Origin of the sequence: Stenotrophomonas sp. 2694 (assembly GCF_040548715.1) — a bacterium.
In the GTDB taxonomy this organism is placed as follows: domain Bacteria; phylum Pseudomonadota; class Gammaproteobacteria; order Xanthomonadales; family Xanthomonadaceae; genus Stenotrophomonas; species Stenotrophomonas indicatrix.
In genome coordinates, this window is sequence record NZ_JBEPSG010000015.1 from 73779 (window position 1) to 86459 (window position 12681).

Sequence of the window (12681 nt, forward strand, 5' to 3'; positions counted from 1 at the left end):
GCCCAGCGAATGGCGACCAGACAACGTCCCCTTTCTCCGCACCTTCAGGTGTATCGCTGGCAGATTCAGATGGCCACCTCGATCCTGCATCGAGCCACTGGCGTCTTTCTGTCTGTTGGTGCCCTCATCATCGCCGGAGGCCTGTTGGCTCTGATGATGGGGCCCGAATCCTGGAACTGCTTCACCGGCCATGCCGGGGCCTGGTATGGCCGCGTGTTCCTGTTCGCGTGGACATGGTCGTTCGCCTATCACCTGTGCAATGGCATCCGCCATATCGTGCAGGACTTCGCGATCGGATTCCGCATTGCCACCTTCATCCGCAGCAGCTGGATGTCGGTGATCGGCAGCCTGCTGATCACCCTGGCCGTGTGGGCCTATGTGCTGTTCGGAGGTGCCGCATGAGCAAGTTCCGTACCCCGTTGAAGGGCGTGCGCGGTCTCGGTTCGGCCAAGACCGGCACTGAGCACTTCGTGCATCAGCGCCTGACCGCCGCCGCGCTGGTGGTGCTGGGCATCTGGTTCCTGGTGTTCGTGCTGGGCCTGCTGGGCTCGGATTACGTGACCGCCACCGCCGCGATCGCCAAGCCGTGGAACGCCGTTCCGCTGATCGGCCTGCTGATCGCCATGTTCTGGCATGCCCAGCTCGGCCTGCAGGTCGTGCTGGAGGACTACATCCACGAATCGCTGCTGGCCCTGGTGCTGCAGACCGCGGTGAAGTTCGTTGCCGTGCTCGGCATGATCGTCAGTGTGTTTGCGGTGGGCCGCATCGCCCTCGGCGTTGCCTGAGCCCAGGCGCCAAGACAGGAATCCAGACTAGATGTCCGCTTACAAGATTACCGAACACAAGTACGACATGGTCGTGGTGGGCGCCGGCGGCGCCGGCCTGCGTGCCACGTTCGGCCTGGCCGCCAAGGGCCTGCAGACCGTGTGCCTGACCAAGGTCTTCCCGACCCGTTCGCACACCGTTGCCGCCCAGGGCGGTATCTCCGCCGCGCTCGGCAACATGGGCGAGGACGACTGGCGTTACCACTTCTTCGACACCATCAAGGGTTCGGACTGGCTGGGCGACCAGGACGCCATCGAGTACATGTGCCGTGAAGCGATTCCGGCGATCATCGAGCTCGAGCACTACGGGGTGCCGTTCAGCCGCACCGCCGAAGGCAAGATCTACCAGCGTCCGTTCGGTGGCATGACCACCCAGTACGGCGAAGGCCCGGCGGCGCAGCGTACCTGCGCGGCGGCCGACCGTACCGGCCACGCGATGCTGCACACGCTGTACCAGCAGTCGCTGAAGCACGACGCACGCTTCATGATCGAGTACTTCGCACTCGACCTGATCTTCGATGACGAAGGCGCCTGCCGTGGTGTGCTGGCGCTGGACATGTCCGACGGCACGCTGCACCTGTTCCGCGCCCAGGGCGTGGTGCTGGCCACCGGCGGCTACGGCCGCGCCTACTTCAGCGCCACCTCGGCGCACACCTGCACCGGCGACGGTGGCGGCCTGGCCATGCGCGCCGGCATCGCCATGCAGGACATGGAGTTCGTGCAGTTCCATCCGACCGGCATCTACGGCGCCGGCTGCCTGATCACCGAGGGTGTCCGCGGTGAAGGCGGCATCCTGCGCAACAGCAGCGGCGAGCGCTTCATGGAGCGTTACGCACCGCACTACAAGGACCTGGCTTCGCGCGACGTGGTCAGCCGTTCGATGACCATCGAGATCCGCGAAGGCCGTGGCGTGGGCGAGCACAAGGACCACATCCTGCTCGACCTGACCCACCTCGGCCCGGGCGTGATCGACGACAAGCTGCCGGGCATCGCCGAGAGCGCGCGCATCTTCGCCGGCGTCGACGTGCACAAGCAGCCGATCCCGGTGATTCCGACCGTGCACTACAACATGGGCGGCATCCCGACCAACTACCACGGTGAAGTGGTACGCAAGGACGGCGAGAACCCCGATGCGGTCGTGCCGGGCCTGTACGCCATCGGCGAAGCGGCCTGCGTTTCGGTGCACGGTGCCAACCGCCTGGGTTCGAATTCGCTGCTGGACCTGGTGGTGTTCGGGCGTGCGGTGGCCAACCGTTGCGCGGCGACGATCACCCCGGGCGCGGCGCACAAGACCCTGCCGGCCGACGCCTGCGACAAGGCGCTGGGCCTGCTGGACAAGCTGCGTCACGCCAACGGCGATACCCCGACTTCGGTCATCCGCGATCGCATGCAGCGCACCATGCAGGCCGACGCGGCGGTCTTCCGTACCAGCCAGACGCTGAAGGAAGGCTGCGAGAAGATGGACAAGATCTTCGATTCGTTCCAGGACGTGAAGGTCTCCGACCGTTCGCTGGTCTGGAACTCGGACCTGATCGAGACCTACGAGCTGAACAACCTGCTGCTGAATGCAGTGGCGACGATCAACTCGGCCGAGCAGCGCAAGGAAAGCCGCGGCGCACACGCGCACGAGGACTTCCCGGACCGCGACGACGTCAATTGGCAGAAGCACACCCTGGTCAGCGTGGACGAGAAGGGCAAGTGCAGCTTCGACTACCGTCCGGTGCACATGTACACGTTGACTGATGACGTGTCCGTGGTGCCGCCGAAGCCGCGCGTGTACTGATCCGACCCCGCCTAACATGCAATCCGCGCCCTCGGGCGCGGGCCGCCTGAGCCAACGAGAGCAGCCATGGCCGAGTTTTCACTCCCCAAGAATTCCAAGATCACGAAGGGCAAGCACTTCCCCGCCAAGACCGGCGGCAAGAACGTGCGCACCTTCAAGATCTACCGCTGGAGTCCGGACGACGACAGCAATCCGCGCACCGACACCTATGACGTCGATCTGGACGCCTGCGGCCCGATGGTCCTGGACGCGCTGATCAAGATCAAGAACGAGATCGACCCGACCCTGACCTTCCGCCGCTCGTGCCGCGAAGGCATCTGTGGTTCGTGCGCGATGAACATCGACGGCACCAACACCCTGGCCTGCACCCGAGCCATCTCGGACTGCGGCAAGAAGGAAGTGCCGATCTACCCGCTGCCGCACATGAACGTGGTCAAGGATCTGGTTCCGGACCTGACCCACTTCTACGCGCAGTACGCCTCGATCAAGCCGTGGATCCGCACCCAGACCCCGGCACCGCCGGACCGTGAGCGCCTGCAGTCGCCGGAAGACCGCAAGAAGCTCGATGGCCTGTACGAGTGCATCCTGTGCGCGTGCTGCTCGACCAGCTGCCCGAGCTACTGGTGGAACGGCGAGCGTTACCTGGGCCCGGCGATCCTGCTGCAGGCCTACCGCTGGATCATCGATTCGCGCGACGAGGACACCGGTGCGCGCCTGGACGATCTGGAAGATCCGTTCAAGCTGTACCGCTGCCACACCATCATGAACTGCGCCCGGACCTGCCCGAAGGGCCTGAACCCGGCGCTGGCGATCGCCGAGATCAAGAAGCTGATGATGGAACGCCGCGCCTGATACGGTGCCGGGTAGTTGCATGACCCCAGCAGAGCCACGCCATGCGTGGCTTTGCTGTATCTGGAGAGACACGATGGAAGAAGATGTTCTGCTGAAGAAGCTGCGCTGGCGCTGCCGGCGCGGCATGCGCGAACTGGACCAGTTGTTCGGTCGCTACCTGGACCGCGAATGGAGCAGTGCGCCGACCGAAGACCGCGAGGTTTTCCTGTTCCTGCTCGATTGCGAGGACGATAAGTTGTGGCGCTGGTTCATGGGCTACGAGGCCTGCCCGCATGCACACGCCGTCCCCCTCATGCACAGGATCCTCGCCCTCAAGCCTTGAGTGGCGCCCGTCGCGGCTGCAGGCCGGCGCCCAGCTGGCGGTACTGCTGGCCGCACCGTGGCTGCTGCATGCTTCGGATCTGCCGTCCGCGCATCTGCTTCCGGCGTTGATCGGGGTCTGGGCGCTTGGCCTGGCTGAGCTGGCTTGGCGCCTGCGGCGGCGCCCTGTCGTGCTGCAGCTGCCGCCCTTGCCAGAGCTGCTGCGGCTGGACGGCGGCGATATTGCCGAGCCGCGGCTGGTGGTGCGCGGGCCCTGGCTGTTGCTGCACTGGCGCGAGGGCTGGCGTCGCAGGCGCCTGTTGTTCTGGCCGGACGTGCTTGATCGCGCACAACGACGTGAACTGCGACTGGCCGTGGCCGCACGAAGCGTTTCCCGTCGGCCCCGGTCGGTGGCACCATAGGCTGAATCGACTGGCGTGCCTGCATGTTCAAACCCATTCCCGTGGCCATTGGCCTGCGCTATCTGCGCGCCAAGCGCCGCAACGGCTTCATCTCCTTCATTTCGATGGCATCGATCCTGGGCATCGCGCTCGGGGTGACGGTGCTGATCACCACATTGGCGGTCATGAGCGGTTTCCAGAAGGAAATCCGCAGCCGCCTGCTGCAGATGACCGCGCACACCACCATCAGCCGCGACGGCGAACCGATGCCGGACTGGATGCGCGTGGTCGATGTGGCCAACAAGGATCCGCGCGTGGCCGGTGCTGCGCCGTATATCGAGATCCAGTCGATGATCAGTGGCCCGCGCGTGCAGGGTGCGATCATCCAGGGCATCGACCCGGCACTGGAGCCGAAGGTGTCGGTGATCGACAAGAAGGTCACCAAGGGCAGCTACGGCAGCCTGACCCCGGGCAGCTTCAACCTGTTGCTGGGCAAGGAACTGGCCGTCTGGCTGGGCGTGGACGTCGGTGACCAGGTGCTGGTGACCTTCGCGGAAGTGCAGGGCACGCCAGCGGGCGCGGTGCCGCGGATGAAGCGCTTCACCGTCAGCGGCATCTTCGAGGCCGGTTACAACGAGGTCGATCGCGGTGTGGGTTTTGCCAACATGAAAGACCTGGAGCGCGTACTGCGTTCCGATGGCGCCACCGGCGTGCGCCTGAAACTGCATGACATGGACCGCTCGCTGGAGGTGGGCGTGGACCTGGCGCAGAACCTCGGCGGTGCCTATCGGGTCAGCGACTGGACCCAGCAGAACGCCAACCTGTACCACTCGCTGCGCATGGAAAAAGTGGTGATGGGCATCCTGCTCTCGCTGATCATCGCCATGGGCGCGTTCAACCTGGTGTCCTCGCAGGTGATGCTGGTGACCGACAAGCAGGCCGACATCGCGATCCTGCGCACCCTCGGCCTGACCCCGGGCGGGGTGATGCAGGTGTTCATGGTGCAGGGCTCGCTGATCGGCATCTTCGGCACCCTTGCCGGCCTGATCGGCGGCATCACCCTGACCTTGAACCTGGAACGCATCCTCGGCGCCATCGAGTCGGTGTTCAACGTCAAGCTGCTGCCGGAGGATGTGTACTACATCACCGGCCTGCCGACCGACATGCAGACCAGCGACATCGTGGTGATCACCCTGGTCGCGCTGCTGATGAGCTTCCTGGCCACTCTGTATCCCGCCTGGCGGGCAGCACGCACCCAGCCGGCGGAGGCCCTGCGCTATGAATAAGGTCTTCAACCGCGGCGATGAAGTGATCCGTGCCGAAGGGCTGGGCAAGACCTACGCCGAAGGGCGCATGCAGACACCGGTGTTCGACGGGCTGGACCTGACGGTGACTGCAGGTGAGACGGTTGCGATCATCGGTGCCTCCGGTGCCGGCAAGAGCACGCTGCTGCACCTGCTGGGCGGGCTGGATACGCCCACTGCGGGCGAGGTATATGTCACCGGCCAGCGCATGTCGGCGCTGTCGGACACCTCGCGCGGCCTGCTGCGCAACCAGGCGCTGGGTTTCGTCTACCAGTTCCACCACCTGCTGCCGGAATTCACCGCGCTGGAAAACGTGATGATGCCGGTGATGCTGGCCGGTACCGCGGCGGCCGAGGCCAGCACGCGTGCGACTGCGCTGCTGGAATCGGTCGGCCTCGGCCATCGCCTGGACCACAAGCCCGGCGAACTGTCCGGTGGCGAACGCCAGCGTGCTGCGGTGGCGCGCGCGTTGGTCAATCACCCGGCCTGCGTGCTGGGCGACGAGCCGACCGGCAACCTGGATGACCGCACGGCTGCGACTGTGTTCGAGCTGATGCTGGAGCTCAACCGTGCGCGGCATACCAGCCTGGTGCTGGTGACCCATGACCGCTCGCTGGCACGGCGTCTGGACCGGGTGCTGGAGCTGCGCGAAGGGCGCCTGCACGCGCTGGCCCACGCCGACGTCTGAGCGGCCGGCCAAGCGCCAACCAAGGTTGGCGACTACCGGATTCGATGCAGGGCCTGAACCAGGCTGCCGGCCGTTGCGCCGGCACCACCCCGGCGGGTGCATGATCGGCACAGTTCCCCCGTGGAGATGGCCATGAAGACCCCACTGTTGATCGCCGGGCTGTGCCTGGCTCTGGCTGGCTGTGCCACCACCGGCCGCCTGGGCAGTGCCGAGAAGCTGGAGCTGTATCGTGCCCACGCCGGCGCACCGCAGAAGGACATGCAGTTCTTCGGCAGCCTCAATGGCTGGACCGAGCTGGGCGACAGTGCGCTGGCGGTCTGGACGCGTCCGAGCGAGGCCTACCTGCTGGAATTGAATGGTCCCTGCCAGGATCTGCCGTATGCGACCGCCATCGGCCTGACCAGCCGGATGAACCGCGTCTCGGCGCCGTTCGACAAGGTGCTGGTACGTGACCCGACCGCTGGCCCGCGCATGCCGTGCTTCATCAAGACCATACGCAAGCTGGACGTGAAGGCGCTACGCGCCTCCGAGCAGGAGCTGCGCCAGGCGCAGGTGCAGGAGCGCGAGGAATCCGCGAAGTAGGGCGGTAGCGCCCGGCCATGCCCGGCGGATGGCTGGACGCCGGGCATGGCCCGGCGCTACCGGCAGGTCAGGCTTCCGGGGTGAACCCGGCGGGCTTCTCCGCGTCCTTCTCGAACAGGAACTTCACCAGTTCCGTCTCCAGGAAGGCGCGATGCTCCGGCTTTCGCGGGGAAAGGCGGTTCTCGTTGATCAGCATGGTCTGGTGTGCCAGCCATGCGGTCCACGCCGGCTTGCCGATGTGGTTGAACACACGCTGGCCCAGTTCGCCCGGGTAAGGCACGAAGTCCAGGCCCTCGGCATCGCGTTGTTCGTACTGGCAGAAGACGGTTCGGGGCATGGCACTCACTCGTGGTTGCGGGATTTTGCGGAAGTTCGCTTCGGGCTCTTGATGGGCGCGCCCTCAAGCAGTTTGCGGATGGGCGCAGGCAAGCCCAGTGCAGGCAGTTCGGCGGCGCCAACCCAGCGCAGCGTGGGTTCTTCCACGCGCAGGCCGCGCACCTGCCGTGACAATACCTGCAGGTGCAGTTTGTAGTGGCTGAAGGTGTGCTGCAGCACTGGCAGTTCCTCGGCATCTTCCAGCGAACCATCGACGTGGACGTCGAACCAGTCCTGCAGCTCGCTGCCCGCTTCGGCCTGCGGAAGCGTCCACAACTGTGCCCAGATGCCGGTGTCCGGCCGCTTCTGCAGCAGTACGCGCTGCTGCTTGTCGCGCAGCAGCAAAGCCACCGCCTCGCGTTCGGGGAGCGTCTTGCTTGGCTTTGCGGTTGGCAGCTCGGCGGTGCGGCCTTCGCGACGTGCCACGCAATCGGCCTGCAGCGGACAGATCACGCAGGCCGGTCTGGACCGGCTGCAGACCGTGGCACCGAGGTCCATCTGCGCCTGGGTGTAGTCGGCCATGCGTCCAGCCGGCACCTGGGCGACCTGCGCTTCGGCGATGGCCCACAGCTGCTTCTCGATGGCGGGCAGGCCAGGGAAGCCCTCGACGCCGTGATAGCGGCTGAGCACGCGCTTGACGTTGCCATCGAGGATCGCGAACGGGTCGTTCCAGGCCTGGCTGAGGATCGCGCCGGCGGTGCTGCGGCCGATGCCGGGCAGGTCGTGCAGGGCATCGAAATCACGCGGCAGGTCGCCGCCGTGCTCGACGACGCAGCGCTTGGCGGCCGCGTGCAGATTGCGTGCACGTGCGTAGTAGCCCAGGCCGGCCCACTGCGCCATCACCGCGTCGTTGCTGGCGGCGGCAAGGTCGGGCAGGGTGGGGAAGTGCTGCAGGAAACGGTGGAAGTACGGAATGACCGTGGCCACCTGGGTCTGCTGCAGCATGATCTCCGACAACCACACCCGGTACGGGCTGCGCGGATGCTGCCAGGGCAGGTCGTGGCGGCCATGGCCGTCGAACCAGTGCAGCAGGCGGGCAACGAAGCCGTGCTCAGGGGCGGACGTGGCGCTGGCGTTCGGCTGGCGGGGCATCGGTACTCCAGGGGGCAGCCACCCATGGGGTGGCTCTACTACGGCAGCGGCCGGTCACCTATGGGGTGGCTCTACCGGGTCGCAGTAGAGCCACGCCATGCATGGATGCGGGCGCGTCAGGCAGTGCCCAATGCTTCGGGCAACAGGGCGTCGACGAAGGCTTCCGGATCGAACACGCGCAGGTCCTCCGGGCGCTCGCCGATGCCAGCGAAACGGATCGGAATGCCGAACTCGCGGGCCAGCGCGAACACCACGCCGCCCTTGGCGGTACCGTCCAGCTTGGTCACCACCAGGCCGGTTACCTTGACCGCGGCATTGAACTGGCGCAGCTGCGAAAGCGCGTTCTGGCCGGTGGTGCCGTCGATCACCATCAGCACTTCGTGCGGCGCGTTCTCGTCGATCTTGCCGAGCACGCGGCGGATCTTGCCCAGCTCGTTCATCAGCCCGGACTGGGTGTGCAGGCGGCCTGCGGTATCGGCGATCAGTACCGAGGTGCCGCGGGCCTTGCCGGCCTGCAGCGCATCGTAGGCCACCGAGGCGGCATCAGCGTTCTGCCCCTGCGCGACCACGGCCACGCCGTTGCGCTCGCCCCAGATCTGCAGCTGGGCGACGGCGGCGGCGCGGAAGGTATCGCCAGCGGCCAACATCAGGCTGTGGCCCTCGTCCTTGAAACGCTTGGCCAGCTTGCCGATGGTGGTGGTCTTGCCGACGCCGTTGACGCCCACGGTCAGCACCACGAAGGGCTTGGCGTTGCGGTCGATGATCAGCGGCTTGGATACCGGCTGCAGGATCGCGATCAGGTCCGCGCGCAGTGCCGCCAGCAGGGCATTGGCATCGATGAACTCGCGTGCCTTCATGCGCTTGCGCAGGTCGGCGATCAGGTCGGTGGTGGCGGCAACGCCAACGTCGGCGGTCAGCAGCGCGGTCTCGATCTCGTCCAGCAGATCGTCATCGAGCTTGGGGTTGCGCGAGAACAGGCCACCGAAACTGCGGGCGAACGCACTGTTTCGCAGGCGCTCGCGCCAGCCGGGCTTGCCCGCCGCAGCAGCCGGGGCATCGACCAGTACCGGCAGGTCGGCGGCGGGGGCGGCTGGTTCCTGCGCCGGGATGACCGGGGCCAGCGGGGCGAGCACCGCGGCGGCGGCAGCCGCTTCGGCTTCGAAGTTCTCCGGCGCCAGCACGCGGGCGGGCGCGGCTTCGGGGATGGTTTCCTGCGCCGTCTGCAGTGTTGCTTGCGGGGCCGGCGCGGTTGACGTTGCGGGCGCAACGACCTCGGGCGTGGCAGCTGGCACAGGCGCTTCCACCATCGGCGGGGCTACCGGTGCGGCCGGGGCCTGCTCGGGTGGCGCGGCCGACGGGAATGCCGCCGCCAGCTCTTCAGCCGAGTAGTGCTGGGTCTTGGGCGCGTCCGGTGTGGCGGCGTCCTGGGGCTTCTTGCGGCGGAAAAAACTGAGCATTGGCAAAAGGCGCTGAAATCAGAGGGATATGCTACCACCCGGGCCTGTATGGCCGGCGTGGACTCAAGGTCGCAGCTACGCGGCCGTTAACCGGTCCGGAGGGCTGCGTTGGGTGGCCTGGGAGACCGCCCCGATGAACGATGTGACAGGTGTTGCGCTCAGCGGGATGCGTGCGGCCCAGCAGGGCGTGCAGGTGGCCGCGCACAATGTGGCCAACCTGGCGACCCCGGATGCGCCACGACTGCAGCTGCAGCGCGATGCCGCAGCGCAGGGCGGGGTGGACACCCGCGTGACGTCCCATGGCGACACCGATCCGACTGCACCGCTGGGCGACCTGTTGGCTGCCAAGGCCGAGGTGGTGGCCTTCGCTGCCAATGCCGCGCTGATCCGCCGCGAGGACCAGATGCTGGGCTCGCTGCTGGATCGGCAGGCCTGATCCGACCGGCTCCGGGACGGGTCTGATCCGACCTGCTCTGGTAGGTGCCAACCTTGGTTGGCACGCTTTTGCAGTCAAGCCCTGCTCGGCAGCTTTTCAAGCGCCAACCAAGGTTGGCATCTACCAGGCCAACAGCAGCGCCAACCAAGGTTGGCATCTACCGGGGCAATGGCGGTGCCAACCGAGGTTGGCACCACCAGGCTGGGCGATCCCGGCATCGGTCAGGCCGACAGCTCCAGCAGCAGCTTGTTCAGACGGGCCACATAGGCACCCGGGTCCTTCAGGCTGTCGCCGGCGGCCAGTGCGGCTTGGTCGAACAGCACCCGGCCCAGGTCGTCGAAACGTGCGCCATCGGCTTCGGCATCCAGCTTGGCGATCAGCGGATGACCCGGGTTGATCTCCAGCACCGGCTTGCTGTCGGGCACCTTCTGGCCGCTGGCTTCCAGGATCTGGCGCATCTGCAGGCCCAGGTCCTGTTCGCCGATGGCCAGCACCGCCGGCGAATCGGTCAGGCGGTGCGACACGCGCACTTCGGCCACGTCATCGCCGAGCACGTTCTTCAGGCGTTCGACCAGGCCCTGCTTCTCCTTCGCTGCGGCTTCCTGCTCCTGCTTGTCCGCTTCGCTCTCCAGCGCGCCCAGGTCGAGGTCGCCGCGGGCGATGTCGACGAAGCCCTTGCCGTCGAAATCGGTCAGGTAGCCCATCAGCCACTCGTCGATGCGATCGGTCAGCAGCAGGACTTCGATGCCCTTCTTGCGGAACACTTCCAGGTGCGGGCTGTTGCGCACCTGGCTGTAGCTCTCGCCGGTCAGGTAATAGATCTTGTCCTGGCCTTCGGCCATGCGGCCGATGTAGTCGGCCAACGAGACGGTCTGCGCATCGGCCTCGCCACGGGTGGAAGCGAAGCGCAGCAGGCCGGCGACCTTCTCACGGTTGTTGTAGTCCTCGGCCGGGCCTTCCTTCAGCACCTGGCCGAATTCCTTCCAGAACGTGGCGTACTGCTCGGGCTTGTCGCTGGACAGCTTCTCCAGCATGTCCAGCGAACGCTTGGTCAGCGCGGCCTTCATCGAATCGATGACCGGGCCGGACTGCAGGATCTCGCGCGAGACATTCAGCGACAGGTCGTTGGAATCGACCACGCCCTTGATGAAGCGCAGGTACAGCGGCAGGAACTGCTCGGCCTGGTCCATCACGAACACGCGCTGCACGTACAGCTTCAGGCCCTTGGGCGCATCGCGGTGGTACAGGTCGAACGGCGCGCGGCCCGGCACGTACAGCAGCGAGGTGTACTCCAGCTTGCCTTCGACCTTGTTGTGGCTCCACGCCAGCGGGTCGCTGTGGTCGTGGGCGACATGCTTGTAGAACTCGGTGTACTCCGCATCGCTGATCTCGGTGCGCGGGCGGGTCCACAGCGCGCTGGCGCGGTTGACGGTTTCCCACTCGATCGCGGCGCCTTCTTCGCCGCCTTCCTTGGGCATCTGGATCGGCAGGCCGATGTGGTCGGAGTACTTCTTGAGGATGCTGCGCAGGCGCCAGCCGTCGGCGAAGTCGTGCTCGCCGTCCTTCAGGTGCAGGACGATGCGGGTGCCGCGCTCGGCCTTGTCGATGGTGGCGACATCGAAATCGCCTTCGCCACGCGAGGTCCAGCGCACGCCTTCATTGGCGGCCAGGCCTGCGCGGCGCGAAGTGACTTCCACTTCGTCGGCGACGATGAAGGCGCTGTAGAAGCCGACGCCGAACTGGCCGATCAGCTGCGAGTCCTTCTTCTGGTCGCCTGACAGCTGGCGCAGGAAGTCGCCGGTGCCGGACTTGGCGATGGTGCCGAGGTGGGTGATGGCATCGGCGCGGCTCATGCCGATGCCGTTGTCTTCGATGGTGATGGTGTGGGCGGCCGGATCGAAGCTGACGCGCACGCGCAGCTCGCTGTCGCCTTCCAGCAGCTCAGGCTGGGTCAGGGCTTCGAAGCGCAGCTTGTCGGCGGCGTCGGCGGCATTGGAGACCAGCTCGCGGAGGAAGATCTCCTTGTTGGAGTACAGCGAGTGGATCATCAGCTGCAGCAGCTGCTTGACTTCGGTCTGGAAGCCAAGGGTTTCGGTCTGGGTCGTCTCGGTCATCGGGTAGGGCTCCATGTGCGGTGCCGCGCAAGCGCGTGCGGCCTCGCCAAGGGGTAGGGGTGATTGTCCCGAAATCAAGGGGTTGTTCTGGCAGGGCTGCGCCCTGCACCCGCAGAGGCCAGGGCAACAGCAACAGCAACAGCAACAGCCGGCATTCCGTGGGATGGCGGGGCACTGTGGGTTTGCGGGGACGCCGTAAACCCGTCCATGGGGGCTTGGTCGCGGCATCCATGCCGCTCACACCCCGCAAACCCACAGTGCCCCGCCTTCGACAGATCGTCGCGATCTGCAGTAGATCCACGCCATGCGTGGATGAAATCTCTCAGATATCGAAATCCCCCAAGAGCCGTTTGACAGATCGCAGGAAACTGTCGAAGGCGGGGTGGGGGGGGGGGGGGGGGGGGGGGGGGGGGGGGGGGGGGGGGGGCCCCCGCCCCCGCGCCGGATGTAGGGGCGCCCCCCCCCCCCCCCCC

General features: G+C 66.4%; 14 protein-coding genes. 10 read left to right on the forward strand and 4 right to left on the reverse strand.

The genetic code is table 11. The features are described from left to right. The first annotated feature begins 9 nt into the window (after nt 1-9). From sdhC to ABIA73_RS16090, 9 genes are all read left to right on the forward strand, one after another. Entirely contained in the window at nt 10-402 is a 393-nt protein-coding gene (gene sdhC / locus ABIA73_RS16050; RefSeq protein WP_025878812.1) for a succinate dehydrogenase, cytochrome b556 subunit, read from the forward strand. Next, a complete protein-coding gene (gene sdhD / locus ABIA73_RS16055; RefSeq protein ID WP_025878813.1) occupies nt 399-785 on the forward strand; it encodes a succinate dehydrogenase, hydrophobic membrane anchor protein in 387 nt (128 codons plus the stop codon). Before sdhC ends, sdhD begins: the two co-directional genes overlap by 4 nt. Nucleotides 786-816: 31 nt before the next feature. Then, nucleotides 817-2607 carry a succinate dehydrogenase flavoprotein subunit gene (sdhA, locus tag ABIA73_RS16060; RefSeq protein ID WP_025878814.1) on the forward strand — a complete coding sequence of 597 codons (1791 nt, stop codon included), beginning with the start codon at nt 817-819 and terminating at the stop codon, nt 2605-2607. Between the two features lie 66 nt (nt 2608-2673). After that, nucleotides 2674-3459 (forward strand): succinate dehydrogenase iron-sulfur subunit, encoded by a 786-nt coding sequence (locus ABIA73_RS16065; RefSeq protein ID WP_025878815.1) that lies wholly within the window; start codon nt 2674-2676, stop codon nt 3457-3459. A gap of 73 nt (nt 3460-3532) precedes the next feature. Then, nucleotides 3533-3781 carry an FAD assembly factor SdhE gene (locus ABIA73_RS16070; protein ID WP_033830835.1) on the forward strand — a complete coding sequence of 83 codons (249 nt, stop codon included), beginning with the start codon at nt 3533-3535 and terminating at the stop codon, nt 3779-3781. After that, a complete protein-coding gene (locus ABIA73_RS16075) occupies nt 3732-4181 on the forward strand; it encodes a hypothetical protein (protein ID WP_032977865.1) in 450 nt (149 codons plus the stop codon). Before ABIA73_RS16070 ends, ABIA73_RS16075 begins: the two co-directional genes overlap by 50 nt. Before the next feature lie 23 nt (nt 4182-4204). After that, the gene (locus ABIA73_RS16080; RefSeq protein ID WP_025878818.1) at nt 4205-5446 is read left to right on the forward strand and encodes a lipoprotein-releasing ABC transporter permease subunit; all 1242 of its coding nucleotides are present in this window, start codon (nt 4205-4207) and stop codon (nt 5444-5446) included. Then, the gene (gene lolD / locus ABIA73_RS16085; protein WP_025878819.1) at nt 5439-6152 is read left to right on the forward strand and encodes a lipoprotein-releasing ABC transporter ATP-binding protein LolD; all 714 of its coding nucleotides are present in this window, start codon (nt 5439-5441) and stop codon (nt 6150-6152) included. The genes ABIA73_RS16080 and lolD overlap by 8 nt, the downstream gene beginning before the upstream one ends. Nucleotides 6153-6284: 132 nt before the next feature. Next, the gene (locus ABIA73_RS16090) at nt 6285-6734 is read left to right on the forward strand and encodes a DUF6491 family protein (RefSeq protein ID WP_105164967.1); all 450 of its coding nucleotides are present in this window, start codon (nt 6285-6287) and stop codon (nt 6732-6734) included. A 67-nt stretch (nt 6735-6801) separates the two neighbouring features. On the opposite strand, the gene ABIA73_RS16095 is transcribed toward ABIA73_RS16090, so the two are convergent. From ABIA73_RS16095 to ftsY, 3 genes are all read right to left on the reverse strand, one after another. Then, the gene (locus tag ABIA73_RS16095; RefSeq protein WP_025878821.1) at nt 6802-7071 is read right to left on the reverse strand and encodes an oxidative damage protection protein; all 270 of its coding nucleotides are present in this window, start codon (nt 7069-7071) and stop codon (nt 6802-6804) included. A 5-nt stretch (nt 7072-7076) separates the two neighbouring features. Further along, entirely contained in the window at nt 7077-8201 is a 1125-nt protein-coding gene (gene mutY / locus ABIA73_RS16100) for an A/G-specific adenine glycosylase (protein ID WP_354276017.1), read from the reverse strand. Nucleotides 8202-8317: 116 nt separating this feature from the next. Continuing rightward, nucleotides 8318-9658, reverse strand: coding sequence for a signal recognition particle-docking protein FtsY (gene ftsY, locus ABIA73_RS16105; RefSeq protein ID WP_059063805.1), 1341 nt, complete (start codon nt 9656-9658; stop codon nt 8318-8320). Nucleotides 9659-9791: 133 nt separating this feature from the next. Between ftsY and ABIA73_RS16110 the strand changes: the two genes are divergently transcribed. Then, nucleotides 9792-10094 carry a hypothetical protein gene (locus ABIA73_RS16110; protein WP_025878824.1) on the forward strand — a complete coding sequence of 101 codons (303 nt, stop codon included), beginning with the start codon at nt 9792-9794 and terminating at the stop codon, nt 10092-10094. A gap of 221 nt (nt 10095-10315) precedes the next feature. Here ABIA73_RS16110 and htpG read toward each other — a convergent pair whose 3' ends face one another. Next, nucleotides 10316-12208, reverse strand: a complete 1893-nt coding sequence (htpG, locus tag ABIA73_RS16115; protein ID WP_140227157.1) for a molecular chaperone HtpG — start codon at nt 12206-12208, stop codon at nt 10316-10318. Between the last annotated feature and the right edge of the window lie 473 nt (nt 12209-12681).

What these genes read in the sequence shown, in the direction of transcription:
- ABIA73_RS16080 (WP_025878818.1), top strand. Translation starts at nt 4,205, where the DNA reads ATGTTCAAACCCATTCCCGTGGCCATTGGCCTGCGCTATCTGCGCGCC.
- ABIA73_RS16070 (WP_033830835.1), top strand. Translation starts at nt 3,533, where the DNA reads ATGGAAGAAGATGTTCTGCTGAAGAAGCTGCGCTGGCGCTGCCGGCGC.
- ABIA73_RS16110 (WP_025878824.1), top strand. Translation starts at nt 9,792, where the DNA reads ATGAACGATGTGACAGGTGTTGCGCTCAGCGGGATGCGTGCGGCCCAG.
- ABIA73_RS16075 (WP_032977865.1), top strand. Translation starts at nt 3,732, where the DNA reads ATGCACACGCCGTCCCCCTCATGCACAGGATCCTCGCCCTCAAGCCTT.
- sdhD (WP_025878813.1), top strand. Translation starts at nt 399, where the DNA reads ATGAGCAAGTTCCGTACCCCGTTGAAGGGCGTGCGCGGTCTCGGTTCG.
- htpG (WP_140227157.1), bottom strand. Translation starts at nt 12,208, where the DNA reads ATGACCGAGACGACCCAGACCGAAACCCTTGGCTTCCAGACCGAAGTC.
- ABIA73_RS16065 (WP_025878815.1), top strand. Translation starts at nt 2,674, where the DNA reads ATGGCCGAGTTTTCACTCCCCAAGAATTCCAAGATCACGAAGGGCAAG.
- mutY (WP_354276017.1), bottom strand. Translation starts at nt 8,201, where the DNA reads ATGCCCCGCCAGCCGAACGCCAGCGCCACGTCCGCCCCTGAGCACGGC.
- ABIA73_RS16090 (WP_105164967.1), top strand. Translation starts at nt 6,285, where the DNA reads ATGAAGACCCCACTGTTGATCGCCGGGCTGTGCCTGGCTCTGGCTGGC.
- sdhC (WP_025878812.1), top strand. Translation starts at nt 10, where the DNA reads ATGGCGACCAGACAACGTCCCCTTTCTCCGCACCTTCAGGTGTATCGC.
- sdhA (WP_025878814.1), top strand. Translation starts at nt 817, where the DNA reads ATGTCCGCTTACAAGATTACCGAACACAAGTACGACATGGTCGTGGTG.
- lolD (WP_025878819.1), top strand. Translation starts at nt 5,439, where the DNA reads ATGAATAAGGTCTTCAACCGCGGCGATGAAGTGATCCGTGCCGAAGGG.
- ftsY (WP_059063805.1), bottom strand. Translation starts at nt 9,658, where the DNA reads ATGCTCAGTTTTTTCCGCCGCAAGAAGCCCCAGGACGCCGCCACACCG.
- ABIA73_RS16095 (WP_025878821.1), bottom strand. Translation starts at nt 7,071, where the DNA reads ATGCCCCGAACCGTCTTCTGCCAGTACGAACAACGCGATGCCGAGGGC.